Consider the following 17,690-nt stretch of genomic DNA (forward strand, 5'->3'; position numbering starts at 1 on the left):
ACTCTTCCACGGCGGTCTCCGCCACCTGCTTCCGGACATAGGGGTAGAGCTCCTTCAGCGTGACGAGTCCGTCCTTGTCCTGGTCGGCCTCCCCGTGCAGCCCCGTGAGCAACGCATAGGTGAAGAGGCCATGCCCGGCCTTGTCATAGTCCGAACTGATCTGGGTGCCGGTGGATGCCGCGAGCACCACCACCTTGCCCGCCGCCAGGAGAGGGTTCTCCAGGGAGAGCACCATGGGCCGGGCGCCATTGGCCAGCACCGAGCGGCCGACGGCGCCGGAGAAGCAGGAATCCAGCAGGACGATCACGTGCTTGGCCGGCAGCTTGTTCAGGGACTCATACAGGGCCTTGAGCGGATACAAGCCGTCGGGGTAGTCCGGGTGTCCGTCCCAGGGGACGAGGTAGGCGTCCCCAGTCTTCGGATCGGGCGTCCCGTGCCCGGCATAGTACACATAGACTGTGGACTCCGGCTTGACCCGCATCCGCAGCCACTCCCCCACGGTCCGGAGATCGTTGCCTGTCGCCTTGGCCTCGGTCATGACCCGGATATGGGATTTCGGGATCCCGGCTTGGGTCTCCAGGAGCTTCGCCACCGCTTCGGCATCCTTGACGCCATAGGCCACTTTCGGGATGACCTCCTCGCGATACTGACTGATCCCGATGACCACCGCGTAGGCGTCGGGCTGCTGGAGTGATGGCACTCCGGCCTGGCTCGCCATCGGACTCAGACCAGCCAGAAGGAGCAAGCTGACCAAGACCCACGTGCGCGGAAGACACATGGCACGCCTCCCTTGTGAAACACGTGCTATAGGAATATCTTAGGCTAGCTCCGTTTTTCCCCAAAAGCAATGCGTCTCCCTGGACGAAACTCGCGAGGGGGGGAGTCTTCGCCCCCCCCGGCTCCCCCCAGGATGCGCCCGCGTGTCCGCCGGCGGGAGCACGATAAACCTACCGAACCAAGGCGTTGAGCTGGTCGCCGTGAACAAGGCCAGCTTGGGGGCAATTGCGGCAAAAATTGAGGTTGGAACCGGGAGTAAAACCGGGAGTAACGAGAATCAGGCGGTCAACACCGAGACTGGCAAAACCACAGAACCCCTTGATAACTCAATCGGAAGTAGTGGAGGCGCCGGGCGGGTTCGAACCGCCGCATCGCAGTTTTGCAGACTGCTCCCTTAGCCACTTGGGTACGGCGCCACGCCGGGGATTATATAAGGCCTCGCGCCCTCAACTCAACGCGAGATTTGCCGCATAGACGAGACGGGTTGGTCAGGAGATACGGAACTCTCAGCGACGGTTTGGAAGGACAGGGATCTCGCGGCCCTTTCCCGCTGGACTGTCCGGAACGGGCTCGGACGACCGGGGCGGCCAGGACCGACGACCGTCGGGCTCGGCCGATCCGGACGGCTCGCTGGCCTCTTCGGTCTCCTTTTCCTTGGCCAGGACCTCGACTTCCTGGATCAGGGTGTCCAGGAGCTCGGGCATCGGCACTTTGCGCACCAGCTTGCCTTTTTTGAACAGGATGCCGACCCCCTCGCCGCCCGCAATGCCGATGTCCGCTTCCTTGCCTTCGCCGATTCCGTTCACGACGCAGCCCAGGACGGAGACGTTCAGCGGGGCCTTGATGTGTCCGAGCCGCTGCTCCAGCTCGTTGGCCATCCGGACCACGTCAATCTCCACCCGCCCGCAGGTCGGACAGGCGATGACGTTGATCCCGCGATGCCGCAGCTCCAGCGCCTTGAGGATCTCGAAGCCGACCTTCACCTCCTCGACCGGATCGGCGGCCAGGGACACCCGCAGGGTGTCGCCGATGCCGTTCGACAGGAGCCAGCCCAGCCCGATCGCGGACTTGACGGCGCCGGTCATGGCGGTGCCGGCCTCGGTGATCCCGATGTGCAGGGGATAGTTCGACTGTTGGGCGAACAGCCAGTAGGCGTCCGCCGCCATGTGCACGTCGGAGGCCTTGAGCGAGACCTTCATGTTCGTGAAACCCACGTCCTCCAGCGCGTGCACCGCGTTCAAGGCCGACTCGGCCAGGGCCTCCGCGGTCGGATAGCCGTACTTCTCCAGCAGGGGGCGCTCCAGCGATCCCCCGTTGACCCCGACGCGGAGCGGGATCCCGTGGTCGGTGACCGCCTTGATCACCTCGGCGACCTTCCACCAGGCCCCGATGTTGCCCGGGTTGATCCGCACGCAATCCACGACCTCCGCGGCCTTCAGCGCCAGCCGGTGGTCGAAATGGATGTCGGCGATGAGCGGGACGGTCATCTGCGCCTTGATCTTCTTGAGCGCCGCGGCCGCGTCCATGTCCGGCACGGCCACGCGGACGATCTCGCAGCCGACCTCTTCCAGCCGGCGGATCTGCTCGACCGTCGCCTGGACATCGCGCGTGTCGGTCGAGGTCATGGACTGGACCGAGACCGGCGCGTCTCCGCCGATCTTGACCTTGCCGACCTTGATCTGCCTGGTCTTGCGCCGCGTGATGTACATTCCGTTCAGCGTTCTGCGTTCACAGCATCGAGCGATCTCGTCGCCGGTGAAGCGTGACGCGCACGACGAGATGCGAACGACGCTTCACGAGATACGTCTTCTTCGCTAGCTTCCCTGCTCGTCCCCCAGCGCCTCACGGCCGGTCCGGGCAAACGCGGTCTCCGCCTTCCGGCCGGCCGCGAGGGCCGGCGCCACCCGCGCGAGGAGATCCCGGACCCGGCCGTAGATGCCCTCCGCGGTCAACCCGTACCTCTCCCGCAGGAGGTCCTGCGGCCCCTGCTCGATGTACCAGTCCGGCAGCCCCATGAGCACCGTCGGCAGCAGGATGCCCTGCTCGGACAGGGATTCCAGCACCGCCGACCCGAAGCCGCCCATCTTGGCCCCCTCTTCCACCGTCACGAGGCAGCGCACCCGCTTGGCCACCGAGCCGATCAACTCGGCGTCCAGCGGCTTGACGAAGCGCGCGTTCACGACCGCCGCGGAGACGCCTTCCTGCGCCAGGCGCCGGGCCGCTTCCACGGCCGGCCAGACCGCGACCCCGACGGCCACGATCGCCACGTCGGTGCCCTCGCGCAGCACCTCGCCCTTGCCGACGGGCAGCGCCTGCGGCTCCGCATCCATCCGCACGCCCAGGCAGGTGCCCCGCGGATACCGCACCGCGGCCGGGCCTTCGTGGCTGAGGCAGGTCTTGACCATGTGCTGGAGCTCGTTCTCGTCCTTGGGCGCCATCACGACCATGTTGGGCACGTGACGGAGGTACGCGTAGTCGAACGCCCCGTGATGCGTGGTCCCGTCCTCGGCTACCAGGCCGCCCCGATCGATGCAGAACGTCACCGGCAGGTTCTGCGTCGCGACGTCGTGGACGACCTGGTCGTAGGCCCGCTGCAGGAACGTCGAGTACATGGCCACGACCGGCTTCATCCCCTGGGCCGCCAGGCCGGCCGCGAACGTGACCGCGTGTTGCTCCGCGATGCCCACGTCGTACAGCCGGTCCGGGAACTCCTTTTCGAAGGCGGTCAGGCCGGTCCCTTCGCACATGGCCGCCGTGATCGCCACGATCCGCGGATCCTTTCGCGCCAGCGCCACCAGCGCCTTGACCGCGTGGGCCGTGTAGCTCGGGCGGGGCGACTTCTTGGCCGGCTCGCCGGTCTCGTGCACGAAGGCCGGGCAGGCGTGGAACCAGACCGGGTTCTTCATCGCCGGCTCGTAGCCCAGCCCCTTCTTCGTGATCACGTGCACGAGCGTCGGCCCCTTCAGCTTGAAGACGTTCTCCAGCGTGGGGAGCAGGTGCTCGAAGTTGTGCCCGTCGATCGGCCCCACGTACCGGAAGCCCAGCTCCTCGAACAGGATCCCGGGCAGGATGATGCCCTTGGCCAGCTCCTCCGCCCGACGGGCCAGCTTCTGCATGGGCTGGCCGATCTGGGGGATCGCGCGGAGGAAATGCCCGGCCTCCTCCTTGATCCTCGTATAGAACTCGCCCGTGAAGGTGCGATTCAGGTAGGCGGAGATCGCGCCGACGTTCTTGGAGATCGACATCTGGTTGTCGTTCAGGATGACGACGAAGTCCTTCTTGAGACCGCCCGCATGGTGCAGCCCTTCCAGCGTCATCCCGGCCGTCATCGCGCCGTCCCCTACGACGCAGACCACCTTGTGCGTCTGATCGAGCTGGTCGCGGGCCTCCACCATGCCCAACGCCGCCGAGACGCCGGTGCCCGCGTGGCCCGCGTTGAACGTGTCGTACACGCTCTCCTCGCGCTTACAGAAGCCGCTGAGGCCGCCGTACTGGCGGAGCGTGTGGAACCGCTCGCGCCGTCCCGTCAGCAGCTTGTGGGCATAGGCCTGGTTGCTCGTATCCCACACGATCTTGTCGGTCGGGGTGTCGAGCAGATAGTGCAGCGCCACGGTCAGCTCGACGACGCCCAGGTTGGAGGCCAGGTGCCCCCCGACGCTCGACACGACCGAGATGATCTGCTCCCGGATCTCCTGACAGAGAGCCGGAAGCTGTTCCGGCGGCACCCGCTTCAGATCGGCCGGATTGTGAATCGTTTTCAGGAAAGACATAGGGTCTCTCTCCTTAGAACCGAGGTTCAACCATTGTAAGGGGGAGCGGTTGCCCGGCGGCTGGACCTGTATGGCTGGTGCCCGGGCATCTCGACAATCGGGCGTCAGTCTCCCACACCATTCCCAGGATTGTCAAGCAGTTACATCGAATCCGTCGGTGCGGTCTCGACTTACGCTCAGTTCCCAAACCGGTAGGTGACCACGGTGGACAGGGTAAAGTCGGCGGCGCTGCCACGGAGGATATCCAGGTTCTCGATCCCATAGACCTGCCAGAGCAGATTGCGCCGCAGCTCGTAGTTGAATCCGAAGGCCGCTTCGGTGACGCCCCGGTCGAGGACCGGGCTGCCCGTTCCGTGGTAGGCGCTGGAATAATAATCGAACTGGGCGACGAACGAGAGCGCCGGGGACCAGAGGTATTCCACCGCGCCGATCCCGGTCAGCACGGTTTGGAGCGACAGGTTGGAGACCGTGCCCGTCGGCTGGACGACGTTGAAGTTCCCGTACAGGAGCCAATTGGTCGCCACCGCTTTCTCGACTGCGACCCCGACCCCGAAGTCCGGATGGCCGCTGCCGAAGAACTGCGCGCTGTCTCCGGTCGGCGCCTTGGCCGCGACGCGGAGAGACAGGGTTGGCGTCCACCCATGGTCTTCGGTGAGGAGCTGATACTTGCCGATGAAGGTGGTGTCCCCCAGTCCGAGGGTGTTGTTGCTGCCGGAGAACATCACATTGCCGTTGCGGCTCACGTTGTACACGTATCCCCTGTTCTCGAGCGACTTGCGCGCCGGCGCCAGGCCGGTCGTCGCCCGCTCGACCCCCGTGATCGCTCCCTCCAGGATACCGCGATAGCGGTAGACGGCGGGCACCTCGACCGCGACCTCGAGTTTCTCCGTGAGGCCGTAGCGGAGGAACAGCCCGGACCGGAGCTGCTCGAACTTCATCGTCGCGGTGGTCGGCAGGATGCGATCGTCGAAAACCGTCGCCGTGTCCGCCAACTCGACCCGGACGTCCAATGCACCCTTCTTGAGCACCGCGGCCCGGTCGCCCGGCATGCCCAGGAAGAGCATCTGCAGGGGTTGGAAGTTCCGGACCGGAAACGGACCGTATCCCTCAGCCGCGGCATCCCCCGCCCAGACGAACAGGAGGCCCACGACGATGCCCGCCAGGATACCTCTCGCGCACGCCGAAACTCGCACCGATCAGCCTCGGCCCTTTACGAACCCGCAGAATGGGGCTGGAGTGGGTCCCGGAGACGCCGTCGTTCAGCGTCGGCGGCCGGTCACCCATGACGCCGGGGGGAGGACGAAGCGCCGGACATCGGGCCACATCGGCTCACGAGCCCGTCTTGGGCGCCTCGATGGCATCGGACTTCTTGCGCAGCTTCTCCACCAAACCCTGGTAGCCTTCCGCCTTGATGATCTTGTTGAACTGACCGCGGTAATTGTTGACGAGGCTCACGCCGTCGATCACGACGTCGTAGACGCGCCAGTCCCCGCCTATCGTCATCATCCGGTAATCCAGCGGAATCTCCGCCTTGCCCGACACGACCTTCGTGCGGACCTCCGCATAGCCTTCCTGGAGCCGCTCGTTGACGTAGTGGACGGGCTCGCCCGAATAGCTCTCGATCTTGTCCGCATAGGTGCGGGTGAGCAGGGCTTTGAAGAGCTCGACGAATTCCTTGCGCTCCTCGTCCTTCAACGCCTTCCACTGAGCGGCCAGCGCCCGCTTGGCCATCTCCTCGTAGCTGAATCGTTCCGCTACGATCTTTTCCAGCGTCTGGCGGCGCTCCTCGCGGCGCTCGGGCTTCTTGAGCTCCTTGTCCTGCAGAATCCGGATCACCTGGTCGATCGTGCCCTTCATCGCCTCCGTGGCGGCCCCTCCCGCCCCGGCCAACGACGCGGTCAAGACCGCCGTCACGGCGACCAGCCCCCCCAGCCCCCGCACCGCTCTATTTCGGCTCCGTTCCATCATGCTTGGCCACCCTTTCTAGCGTGTCACTTCACCTTGCCGTGGATGTACTGGCTGACCAACTCCTCGAGGTCGAGGCCCGATTCCGTGTCCCTGATCCTGTCGCCCGGCTTGAGCACGTCGCCGCCGCCGCCGGGCGAGAGCGAGATGAACTTCTCGCCGATGATGCCGCGCGTCTTGACCGACGCAAACGTGTCCGTATACAACGTGACCCCGTCGTGGATCGCCAGCGTGACCAACGCCTGGTCATCCTTCAGCTTGATCGCCTTGACCCGCCCGACCTCCACGCCGGCGATCTCCGTCGTCGCCCCGGGTTTCAAGCCGGTCACCGAGGTGAACACCGCATCCACCTCGTACAGGCCCCCGCCGATGATCTCCAGCCGGCCCAGCTTGATCGAGAGGTACCCCAGGCAGACGATGCCCACCAGCACGAAGACGCCGACGATCAGCTCCAGTTTGGCCCGTTCCATGTCCGTCCTCCGTCAGCCGTCAATCGCTTCACGTTCAGCGAGGAACGCTCTCCCTCGCCTCCGCCCCGACCGTGATGAATTCCAGGACCTCCGGATCGGTGGTGCGCTGGAATTCGGCCGACGGAGCCATGGCCGCGATCCGGCCGTCCTTGAGCATCGCCACCCAATCCGAAATCCCGAAGATCTCCGGAATCTCGTGACTGACCATGACCGCCGTGAAGCCGAACCGCCTGTGCGTCTCCAGGATCAGGTCGTGGATGGTCTTGGCCATGAGCGGATCCAGGCCGGTCGTCGGCTCGTCGAACAGGATGATCTCCGGCTCCATCACCAGGGCCCGGGCGAGACCGGCCCGCTTTTTCATCCCGCCGCTCAATTCGGCCGGGAACTTGTGCCCCATCCCGGCCAGCCCCACCTGCTCCAGCTTTTCCTCCACCCGGCGCCGGACCTCCCCGTCCGGAAGCCGGAGCTTCTCGCGCAGCGGGAAGGCCACGTTTTCGTAGACCGTCAGGGAGTCGAACAGGGCGGCGCCCTGGAACAGCATCGCGAACCGCTTGCGGACCTCGTTGAGCGCCCGGCCCCGCAGCCGCGAGATCTCCACGCTGTCCACCCACACCTCGCCGCGGTCCGGCTGCAGCAGCCCGATCATGTGCTTGAGCAGGACGCTCTTGCCCTCGCCGCTGCGGCCGATGATGGTCGTGAGCTTGCCGGCCGGGATGGCGAGGTCCACCCCGCGCAGCACCGGCTGGCCCCCCAAGGTCTTTTCGACTCCGACGAGTTTAATCACTGCAACCCACCCGTGATGAGCGATCGGTGACGGGTGATCGGCCAGAAACTCCCAGACTCAATTCCCTCAGGCGCACAACCCATCACTCATCACCCTGCACCCGTCACTATCCCTACAAGAGCACCGACGTCAGGAAATAGTCCCACACCAGGATCAACACCGAGGTCAGCACCACCGCTTCGGTCGTGGCGGTGCCCAACCCCTCCGCGCTCATCCTGGTGTAGTAGCCCTTGTAGCAGCAGACCCAACTGACGATCAGCCCGAAGCAGACCGACTTCAGGATCCCCCCGTAGACGTCCTTCCACTCCACCGAGGATTCCATCGAGCTCCAATAGGATCCGGGGTTCACGCCCAGCAGCTCCACGCCGACGAGATAGCCGCCGTAGATCCCCACGACGTCGAAGATCGCGACCAGCAGCGGCACCCCGATCAGCGACGCCACCACCTTCGGCGAGATGAGGTACTGAAGCGGGCTGATCGCCATCGTGTCCAGCGCGTCGATTTGCTCCGTGATCCGCATGATCCCGATTTCGGCGGTCATGGCGGAGCCGGCCCGGGCGGTGACCATGAGGGAGGCCAGCACGGGCCCCAACTCCCGAATCATGCTCAACGCGACGGCCGATCCCAGCGCCGCTTCGGCCCCGAATTTCCGGAGCGAGTAGTACCCCTGCAGGCCCAGCACCATGCCGGTGAAGGCCGCGGTCAGGATCACCACGAACGACGACTTGAACCCGATGAAGTGGAGCTGCTTGAGGATCTGAAAGGGCCGGAAGGGCGGCCGGGCGAGCCAGGCGAACGTCGCCAGCAGGAAGAGCAGCATCCGCCCCATTTCCTCGATGAGAAAGAGGGCCGTGCGACCGACGCGGGTCAAGGTGCGGGCCATCATCGGTTCCCTCTCGCGCGGCGGGCTCGCACGCCGACACTCCGGCCTTTACTGCGCATCCAGAAACGCTCCCCAAAAGCGGACCGTCCGCTCGGCGGCCAGTTCCGTCTGCCGGCGAAGCCGGGCGAGGCCCCCCAGGCTGGACGGCTGCAGCAGGCACTGCACGATCCCCGAGGTCCATCCCGCCGGACTCAGGAAGAGATTGAAGTCCAGCGGGAGGTCCTCATCCACAAGGTCCGACGCGGCGCGCACGACGAGGAACGGCACCCCGCGGGCCGCCGCCACCGCGCCGATCGCCGCGCTCTCCATGTCCAGCCCGACCGCGCCGGTTTCCGCCGCCACCCGGCGCTTCTCTTCCGCCCGCCAGACCACGCGGGGCGTCGTCACGAAGCGGCCGGCGCGGGCCGCCACGCCGGCGGCCCGCGCGGCGTCAACCGCAGCCGCGCGATAGGGAGCGGCGCAGGGCACCGCCTGATCGGAGGACGCGCCCGCCGCCCCGAGCGAAACAACCTCGGAGCCGATCAGCAGCTCGCCGACCTGGGAAGGGGCAAGGGCACAGGCGAAGCCGGCGGAGACGGCGAGATCCAGCGGCTGGCCGGCGAGCGCCTCGCGGGAGACCGTCCCGGACCTCACGGGTCCCACGCCCGTCCGCCAGAGGAACAGCCGGGAGTTTCCCCGTCGGCCGACCAGACAGCGGGTCCCGCCGACGTGCATGCGCCGCTCAACCACCACGGCCCGGCGAACCGCATCGCACTCCCACCTGGTCGCCGCAAAGACCCCAACCAGCTTCACGATCCCCCGCGTCTCACCGACTGGGAGCAGAAACCACGCTCACCGGCGCGGCCCGACGTCAGGCCCCGGGGGCCCGGCCGGCCTCGAATCGGAGGGCTCCGGACTCGCACGCGAGCCGACGCAGCTCGTCGGCCTTCGTTTGACCATGGGTCCGCATGTTGCGATACATGGCCAGCGCCCAGAGCGGGAAATACTGGCAGTACCAGTGGTACCGCAGGTAAAACACGCGCGGAAACCCCGTTCCCGTATGCTTGACCTCCTCCCAGGAGCCGTCGGCCTTCTGGTGGCGCAGGAGATAATTGACGCCCCGCACGACGCTGATGGAGTCCACCCCGCCCGCCGAGAGCAGGGCCAGCAGCGCCCAGGCGGTCTGGGACGGGGTGCTCTCGCCCTCGCCCGCCATGGCCTGGTCCGCGTAGGAGAGGCAGGACTCCCCCCACCCTCCGTCCGGGTTCTGCTTGGCCTCCAGCCAGGCCACGGCCCGCCGCACGAACGGCGCGGACATGTCCTCGCCGATGGCGCGCAAGCCCGCCAGCACCGACCAGGTTCCGTAGATGTAGTTGACGCCCCACCGTCCGTACCAACTGCCGTCGGCTTCCTGCTCCCGCCTGAGGAACTCCAGCGCCTTCACGGCCGCCGGGTGCGCCCGGTCGTAGCCGAGCGTGCCGAGGAGCTCCAGGCACCGACCGGCGAGGTCCGCCGTGCTCGGATCCAGGAGGGCCCGGTGGTCGGCGAACGGGATCAGGTTGAAGACCATGCGGTTGTTGTCCTTGTCGTAAGCGCCCCAGCCTCCGTCCGAGCCCTGCATGGCCATCACCCAACGGTAGCCGCGCTCGACCGCGCGCCGCTGGCGGGCTTGATCCGGCAGCCGCAGCTTGGCCAGGGCCATCAGCACCACCGCCGAGTCGTCCACGTCCGGATAGAACTCGTTCTCGAACTGAAAATACCAGCCTCCCGGCTCGGCCTGCGGCGCGGACACGACCCAGTCGCCCACGCGCGTCGTCTGCTTCGACAGCAGCCAGTCCGCGGCCCGCAGGAGGGCCGGATGCTCCTGGGACAGCCCGGCTTCCACCAGCGCGTTCACCAGCAACGACGTGTCCCAGACCGGCGAGAAGCAGGGCTGCAGATGCAGCCGCTCGGTCCGCCCCTGCCCGTCCTGGACGGTGTCGTACACCTCCAGCTCCTCGATCTCCTTGAGCGCCTTGACGACCAGGGGATGGTCGGCGGCGTGGCCCAGACACTTCAGGGCCACGATCGAGTTGGCCATCGCCGGATAGATGGCGCCCAGCCCGCCGGTCCCCTTCATGTGCTCCAGCAGCCAGTCGGCCGCCTTCCTGATCGCTATCGCGCGCAGGGTCCGAACGGGCACGCGGTCGTAGAGCTTGAGCACCCGGTCCAGATTGATGAAGAAGTTCTTCCAGGTGAACCCCATCCGCCAGGCGGGCACCCGGTCCTTCTTGAACGGCAGCTCCCGCCGGAACTGCACCGACTCGCGGGGCGTGACGTACAGCTCGGCAATCCCCTGTTCTTCGGGAATGCGGCACACCGGCCGATGCGTGAAGACGATCAGCAGCGGGATGAGCACGGCCCGCGACCAGTAGGACAGGGCGTAGAGGCTGAAGTAGAACCGCTTCGGCAGCAGGATGATCTCGGGCGGCATGCTGGGAATGCCGCGCCAGTCGTACTGGTCGAAGAGGGCCAGCGTGATCTTCGTGAAGACGTTGGCGTTGACGACGCCGCCCTTCGCGTGGATGGCCGCCCGGGCCCTGGCCATGTCCGGCTCGTCCGCCGACACGCCGGCCAGTTTGAGCGCGAAATAGGCTTTGACGGAGGCGCTGATCTCCGCCGGTCCGCCGTAGTAGATCGGCCAGCCGCCCTCGGGCAACTGTACGTCGCGCAGGTAGCGGACCGCCTTGCGCTCCCGTTCCGGATCCACCAGCCCCAGGAACCGGCGGAGCATCAGGTATTCGGAGGTCAGGGTCGTATCCGCTTCGAGCTCGGCAACCCAAAATCCTTCCTGCCGGTCCTGGCGGGCCAAGAACCAGGCCTGGCTCCGCCGGATCGCCTCGTCCACCGACTCCGGCTGGCCGAGCGCGGAGCCGGCCGAACGCCGCGGCGGCGCCTCCGGCTGGGGATTGTGCGCGACCAAACGCAGGGGGGGCGCCTGGACCGTCCGGCTCCGCTCTTTCGGAGCGGCGGCGAACAGGCTATCGGACAGACGGGTAATCAGGCTCTTGAGAAGCTTCATAACCGCCTGCTTGTCTCACCTGGGAACGAGCGAGGGAACCGAGGGGAGCCCACCCGGTCGCTCACGGGCGGGGATCATCTGGCTGGGACTGAACCAGTCCATGGAGGGGCGTTATAACAAAGCCCCGCCCCCCCTGTCAAGCGAGCGTCGCCGCAACCCATTGAACAATTGCCGTTTTTCGACGCATGGACGACGGGAGCCGCTAGGCCGGCTGAAGATCGGCCAGCCGGACCGAGACCAGCTTGGAGATGCCCGGCTCCTCCATCGTGACGCCGAAGAGCGAGTCGGCGATGGTCATCGTGCGCTTGTTGTGGGTGATGACCATGAACTGGGCGTCTTCGGCCAGCTCCTTGAGCACGCCCGTGAACCGGCCGATGTTCTCCTCGTCCAGGGGCGCGTCGATCTCGTCGAGCACGCAGAACGGCGTCGGCCGGATGAGGAAGCTCGCGAAGATGAGCGCCATGGCCGTCAGCGTTTTCTCGCCTCCGGACAGCATCGTGATGCTCTTGAGCCGCTTGCCGGGCGGCTGGGCCACGATGTCCACGCCCGGCTCCTCGCTCCCCTTCTGATCCGATTCCGGATTCGCCTCCGGCTCCGTGAGCACCAGCTCGGCCCGTCCGCCGGGGAAGAACCGGGCGAAGACCTCGCCGAATTTTTCCTGCAGCTCGTTGAAGGTCTCCACGAACATCTGCTTGGTCGTGCGGTTGATCTTCGCGATGATCTCCTTGAGCGAGCTGACCGAGAGGGTCAGGTCCTGCTCCTGCGCGGTCAGGAACCGGTGCCGCTCCTCCAGCTCGCGGTGCTCCTCGATCGCGGCCAGGTTGATCGGCCCCATTCGCTCCAGCCGCTCGCGGACCTTCTTCAGCCGTTCACGCAGCGCCTCCTCGACCTGGACCGGGGCCGTTCCTTCGCCGGAGTCCGCGGCCTCCGCGAGCTCGACCTGCTCCCCCGCCTCCTGCTCCAGCGCCCGGTCCAGGCTGAGCTGATAGGTGCCCGTCAGGGTGCTCTCGACGGTCGCCAACTGCGTCTTGACCTCGGCGCGGCGGACCTCCACCGCCGTGCGCGCGTCCCGGCTCGCAGACAAGGCCTCGCGCGCGGCGGCCAACTGCCGATCGAGGGCGCCGGCCCGCTCGGCATCCTGCGCGAGCGCCTCCTGCGCCGCGATCATCCGGGCCCGGACCAGATCCACGTGGCTCTCCAGCTCGCGGACCTTGGCTTCGTTGCGGACCCGTTCGGCCTCGCTCCGCCGTTCGGCTTCGCCCAACTCGCCGATCTGGCGCTCGAGCCCCTCCGCCCGGGCCTTGCGCTCCTCCTGCTCCCTGGCCAGCCGGACCAGGTCCGTTTCGCCGTGCTCTTTGCGGGAGCGGCATTCGGCGATCGCCAGGCGCGCCTCCATGACCTGCTGCTGCCGGGCCCGGCTCTCTTCTTCCATCGCCGCCAGCGCCCGGCCGAGCTCGGCGAGGGTCCCTTCCCGTTCGGTCCTTTCCGCCGTCAGGCGGGCCAACCGAGCCGCCCCCTCCCGGCTCTCCGTCTCGACCGCTTCCCGTTCCTCCTCGGTCATCCGCCGCTCAGTTTGAACCGTCTCGACCCGCCGGCCCAGTTCGGACACGTTGAGACCCAGCCTCGCCTCCTCCTTCGAGACGGCCAGAACCAGCCCTTCCGCCTCGCGGATGGCCTCGTCCAATCCCTGCAGGGTGGTCTTGCAGGCCGCCGCGGAGGCCGCCGCCAGCTCACGCTCCTTGCGACCGGCGTCGAGGGCCAGACGAAACTCCTCGAGCTGGGCCTCCAACGTCCGGATCTCGCGCCGGCGTTGGAGCAAGCCGGCCGTGGCTCCGCTCGATCCGCCCGTGATCACGCCCGCCGCGTCGAGCAGATCCCCGTCCATCGTCACCAGCAGGGGGCCGTGCGGAGCCGACCAGAGACCCCGCTCCCACAGTCCGAGCGCGACATCGAGGGACTCCACGACGATCACCTGCTCGAACAGGCAGGCCAGGACCTCCCGAGAGACGCCGTTCGCCTGAACGAGATCCAGGGCCCGGCCCTTCACTCCCCGCTCGCCCTTGATGCCCGGCCACCAGCTCGGCTCCGTTTCGGCCTGCGCGTCTCCGGTCCAGCGGGGGCGGAGGGGAACGAACGTGCCCCGTCCCAGGTCCTTCTGCTTGAGAAACGCGATGGCCTCGCGGGCCGGCGCGGCCCCGTCCACCAGCCAGGCCCGGACCTTCTCTCCCAGCGCCGCCTCGATCGCCCGCTCGTAGCCGGCCGGCACGGCCAGCCATTCGGCGACGGCGTCCCGCACGCCGACGCAGGCCCCCCGCAGCGACGTGGCCGGCTCCTCGCCCGTCCGGCCGTAGCCCATCTCTTCCCGGGCGACGCCCTGCAACGCCTGCAGGCGCGATTCCAGCGCGGCCAGCTCCTCCTGCTTCCGGCCGATCCGGTGATCCAGGTCGCGGAGCTGGTCCTCCAGCCGCAGCGCCTCCTGCTCGCACGCGGCCTGCTCACGCCTTTTTTCCTGGAGCCGACCCTCCCCCTCCTCGCGCCGGCGCACCGTTTCGTTCCATGCTTGCGACAGGGTCCGGTGCTGCGATTCGATCTCGGCCTGCTCCAGCGCCAGCCGCTCCGCGCGGCGGAGGGCCTCCTGCCGGCGGTGCTCCAAGCCTGCGATCGCGTTCTCCTCCCTGGTGGCCCGGACGGTGAGGTCCAGACTCTCCCGCCTGGCCTGCTCCGCCGCCTCCGCCGTCGAGGTGCGGCGCGCGGTCAACGCGGCCACCCCCGCTTCCAGGTCCGACAAGATCCGGGCCCGCTCTTGGAGATCGGTCTCGGCCTGGGCCAGGCGCTGGCGCAGTTCGGCCATGGCCGCGGTCACCTGCTCCCCCTCCGCCTGCAGCCGCGCGAGCTCTTCTCCCGCCTGGGCCCGCTGCCGCCCGTAGAGGTCCAGCCTGCCCCGCTCCACTTCGGCGGCGGTGAGCGCCTGCGCCCGCTCGCGCTCCACGCGGGCCAGCTCGTCCCGGACGCCGCCGAGGGACTGCTCCGCCTCGGCCATGCCCAGCTTCAGTTCTTCAAGCTGCCCGGTCAGCCGCGCCTGCTCGGCCATCTGCCCGGACTCCCTGACGTCCAGCTCGTCCAACTGGCCCTCGATTTCCGCCTGGCTCTGTCTGAGCGCGCGTCCCTCGCGCGCCAGCAACCGGACCTCCAGGGCCTTGGCCTCCTGCTGGAGGTTCTGGTAGGCCCGGGCCTGGCGGGCCTGCCGTTCCAGCGAGCCCAACTGCCGCTGGACCTCGGCGATGATGTCGCGCACCCGCAGGAGGTTCTGGTGGGTGGCGTCCAGCTTCCGGAGGGCTTCGGCCTTCTGCTTCTTGTAGCGGACGATCCCGGCGGTCTCCTCGATCAGCTCCCGCCGCTCCTGGGGGGACGCATTCAGAATCTGCTCGATGCGGTTCTGCTCGATGATCGTGTGCCCTTTGCTGCCGGCTCTCGTGTCGAGGAACAGGCTGCGGACGTCCTTGAGGCGGCAGGGGGTCTTGTTGATCAGGTATTCGCTGTCCCCGTTGCGGTACAGCCGGCGGGTGATCATGACTTCGTGGTAATCCTCCAGCGGGACCGGCAGGGGAGGCAGGCCCGCCAGCCTCTGCTGATCGAGCCCGCTCATGACCAGCGAGACCTCGGCCATGCCGAGCGGTTTGCGGGCCTCGGTCCCGTTGAAGATGACGTCCTCCATCCGCTCGCTCCGGAGCGTCTTGGTGCTCTGCTCGCCGAGCACCCAGAGGATGGCGTCCACGACGTTGCTCTTGCCCGAGCCGTTCGGCCCCACGATCGCCGTCACGCCCTGCGGGAACTCGATCTTGGCCTCGGCGAACGATTTGAACCCCGTCAGCTCCAAGGATTTGAGGTACATGCTCCTCCCTCTTGTCAAGGCTGAACGATCAACGCCGAACGAGGAAAGCGGAAGCGTTGAGTCATGAATTGAGTTTCGAGGCGCAACTCAAAACCGAAAACTCGCCACTCCTCGGGGGTGCTGGCGGCCCTTCTAACACAGTGACTTTGAAAAATCAAAGAAAAACACAGGATGAGGGGGGGCCCGGAAAGGATATCCACAACATCTGGGGGGACCTGGAACAGACCGGCTTGGCCGGTCCGGCTCGGAGCGGCGATCAGGCGGGGGTCTTGGAAGCGGATTTGATGGCCACCAGCTCCTTCGGCAGGAGGAACTCCACGTCCTCCTCGATCACGGTCACCTCTTCGACTTGCTCCGCGCCGTAATGCTTCTGGAGGTACTCGACGACCTCCGTGACCAGGACCTCCGGAGCCGATGCGCCGGCCGAGATCCCGACGCCCCTGGCGTGCTTCACCCAATCGGGGTTGATGTCCGCCGAGGAATCGATGAGGTACGAGGGAATCCCGCAGCGCTCGGCCAGCTCGCGCAACCGGTTCGAGTTGGAGCTGTTGGGCGAGCCGATCACGAGGATGACGTCCACCAGCTTGGCCAGCTCCTTCACCGCATTCTGACGGTTCTGCGTCGCGTAGCAGATGTCTTCCTGGTGGGGTCCCTTGATGCCGGGAAAGCGGCGGTGCAGGGCCTCCACGATGTCGCGGCACTCGTCCACGCTGAGCGTCGTCTGGGTGACGTACGAGAGGTGGCGGGTGCTCTCGACCACCAGCGTCTCCACGTCCTTGACCGAGGACACCAGATGGAACTTGTCCGGCACCTGCCCCAGGGTCCCGATCACCTCGGGATGGCCGGCGTGCCCGATCAGGATAAGCTCGTACCCCTGGGTGTGATCGCGGTTGACCTCGTTGTGGACCTTGATCACGAGAGGACAGGTGGCGTCGATCACCTTCAGCTTCCGCCGATTGGCCTCCGCCCAGACTTCCTTCGCCACGCCGTGCGCGCTGAAGATGACGATGGCCCCGTCCGGCACCTCGTTGAGCTCCTCCACGAATACCGCGCCCTTCTGGCGCAGCGAGTTCACGACGTGCCGGCTGTGCACGATCTCGTGCCGCACGTAGATCGGGGCGCCGTAGAGCGTCAGCGAGAGCTCGACGATCTCGATCGCCCGGTCCACGCCGGCACAAAATCCGCGGGGGCTCGCGAGGTAGATTTTCATGGTTTCGCCCGTGAGTAAGAAGCTCTCGGCAGTCAGCTTTCAGCGATCGGCCCGGTCCGAAAAGCCGATGACACCTTACGGCAGAACGGCCCTCGGCGTCAACTGATAAACCGCAGCCGGCCCACACTTGACAGCCCCTCACCGCCCCTATAGGCTGTTCTCCCAAGATGGGCGGGGCCGCCGGCAAGAAAATCCTGATCGTCGAAGACGAAAAGGACATCCTCGAGCTGGTCAAGCTGTACCTGGAAAAGGAAGGGTACCGCACCTGCACCGCCGTCACCGGCTTGGACGGCCTCAAGCTGGTCCGATCCGAGCGCCCCGACCTGGTCGTCCTGGACCTGATGCTGGCCGAGATGGACGGCCTGGAGGTCTGCAAGAGGATCCGGGCCGACCCGCAGACCGCCATGATCCCGATCATCATGCTGACCGCCAAGGCCGAGGAGTCGGATCGCGTCATCGGGTTGGAGCTCGGTGCCGACGACTACGTCACCAAGCCCTTCAGCCCGAAGGAGCTCGCGGCCCGCGTGAAAGCCCTGTTCCGCCGGCTCGAGCGCAAATCCGACGAGGTCTCGCGCTACGCCTACGGCCCGCTCGTCATGGATCTCGCGCGCCACGAGGTGCGCGTGGACGGACAGGACGTGCCGCTGACGGCCAAGGAGTTCGGGCTGCTCGAACACCTGCTGCGCAATCCCGGCCGCGTGATGACCCGGGACGTGCTCCTGAACTCCGTCTGGGGGTACGACTACTACGGCACGACGCGCACGGTGGACGTGCACATCCGGCGCCTGAAGCAGAAGATCCCGATGCTCGACGACGCGATCGTCTCGGTCAAGTCCCTCGGATACAAACTGAAAGAGCGTGACGGGTGACGCGTGATGCGTGACAGGGAAAAAACTCGG

13 protein-coding genes and 1 tRNA gene are annotated in these 17,690 nt (G+C 66.9%); 1 reads left to right on the forward strand and 13 read right to left on the reverse strand.

Annotated elements, in window-relative coordinates; genetic code table 11:
* From AB1411_12645 to ispH, 13 genes are all read right to left on the reverse strand, one after another.
* Positions 1–778: caspase family protein (locus AB1411_12645; GenBank protein ID MEW6544442.1), on the reverse strand; the 778-nt coding region annotated here is incomplete at its 3' end.
* A 339-nt stretch (positions 779–1,117) separates the two neighbouring features.
* Positions 1,118–1,193: transfer RNA gene (locus tag AB1411_12650), tRNA-Cys, on the reverse strand.
* A gap of 90 nt (positions 1,194–1,283) precedes the next feature.
* Complete coding sequence (ispG, locus tag AB1411_12655; protein MEW6544443.1) at positions 1,284–2,486, reverse strand: flavodoxin-dependent (E)-4-hydroxy-3-methylbut-2-enyl-diphosphate synthase; 1,203 nt, start codon at positions 2,484–2,486, stop codon at positions 1,284–1,286.
* A 105-nt stretch (positions 2,487–2,591) separates the two neighbouring features.
* Entirely contained in the window at positions 2,592–4,547 is a 1,956-nt protein-coding gene (dxs, locus tag AB1411_12660) for a 1-deoxy-D-xylulose-5-phosphate synthase (GenBank protein MEW6544444.1), read from the reverse strand.
* Positions 4,548–4,723: 176 nt separating this feature from the next.
* Entirely contained in the window at positions 4,724–5,740 is a 1,017-nt protein-coding gene (locus AB1411_12665; protein ID MEW6544445.1) for a DUF3187 family protein, read from the reverse strand.
* 136 nt (positions 5,741–5,876) lie between these two features.
* Positions 5,877–6,512, reverse strand: coding sequence for an ABC transporter substrate-binding protein (locus AB1411_12670; GenBank protein ID MEW6544446.1), 636 nt, complete (start codon positions 6,510–6,512; stop codon positions 5,877–5,879).
* A 26-nt stretch (positions 6,513–6,538) separates the two neighbouring features.
* Positions 6,539–6,982: an outer membrane lipid asymmetry maintenance protein MlaD gene (gene mlaD / locus AB1411_12675; protein ID MEW6544447.1), complete on the reverse strand. Its 444-nt coding sequence runs from the start codon at positions 6,980–6,982 to the stop codon at positions 6,539–6,541.
* Positions 6,983–7,016: 34 nt separating this feature from the next.
* Positions 7,017–7,766: an ABC transporter ATP-binding protein gene (locus tag AB1411_12680; GenBank protein ID MEW6544448.1), complete on the reverse strand. Its 750-nt coding sequence runs from the start codon at positions 7,764–7,766 to the stop codon at positions 7,017–7,019.
* Between the two features lie 112 nt (positions 7,767–7,878).
* The gene (locus AB1411_12685; GenBank protein ID MEW6544449.1) at positions 7,879–8,652 is read right to left on the reverse strand and encodes an MlaE family lipid ABC transporter permease subunit; all 774 of its coding nucleotides are present in this window, start codon (positions 8,650–8,652) and stop codon (positions 7,879–7,881) included.
* A 45-nt stretch (positions 8,653–8,697) separates the two neighbouring features.
* Positions 8,698–9,441 carry a hypothetical protein gene (locus tag AB1411_12690; protein MEW6544450.1) on the reverse strand — a complete coding sequence of 248 codons (744 nt, stop codon included), beginning with the start codon at positions 9,439–9,441 and terminating at the stop codon, positions 8,698–8,700.
* A 58-nt stretch (positions 9,442–9,499) separates the two neighbouring features.
* A complete protein-coding gene (shc, locus tag AB1411_12695) occupies positions 9,500–11,689 on the reverse strand; it encodes a squalene--hopene cyclase (GenBank protein MEW6544451.1) in 2,190 nt (729 codons plus the stop codon).
* A gap of 202 nt (positions 11,690–11,891) precedes the next feature.
* Positions 11,892–15,581, reverse strand: coding sequence for a chromosome segregation protein SMC (gene smc / locus AB1411_12700; protein ID MEW6544452.1), 3,690 nt, complete (start codon positions 15,579–15,581; stop codon positions 11,892–11,894).
* A gap of 256 nt (positions 15,582–15,837) precedes the next feature.
* A complete protein-coding gene (gene ispH, locus AB1411_12705) occupies positions 15,838–16,791 on the reverse strand; it encodes a 4-hydroxy-3-methylbut-2-enyl diphosphate reductase (GenBank protein ID MEW6544453.1) in 954 nt (317 codons plus the stop codon).
* A gap of 167 nt (positions 16,792–16,958) precedes the next feature.
* On the opposite strand from ispH, the gene AB1411_12710 reads away from it, so the two are divergent.
* Positions 16,959–17,660, forward strand: coding sequence for a response regulator transcription factor (locus AB1411_12710; protein MEW6544454.1), 702 nt, complete (start codon positions 16,959–16,961; stop codon positions 17,658–17,660).
* The last annotated feature ends 30 nt before the right edge of the window (positions 17,661–17,690 follow it).

The sequence above is a fragment of the Nitrospirota bacterium genome, from assembly GCA_040757595.1.
Taxonomy (GTDB): domain Bacteria; phylum Nitrospirota; class Nitrospiria; order Nitrospirales; family Nitrospiraceae; genus JBFLWP01.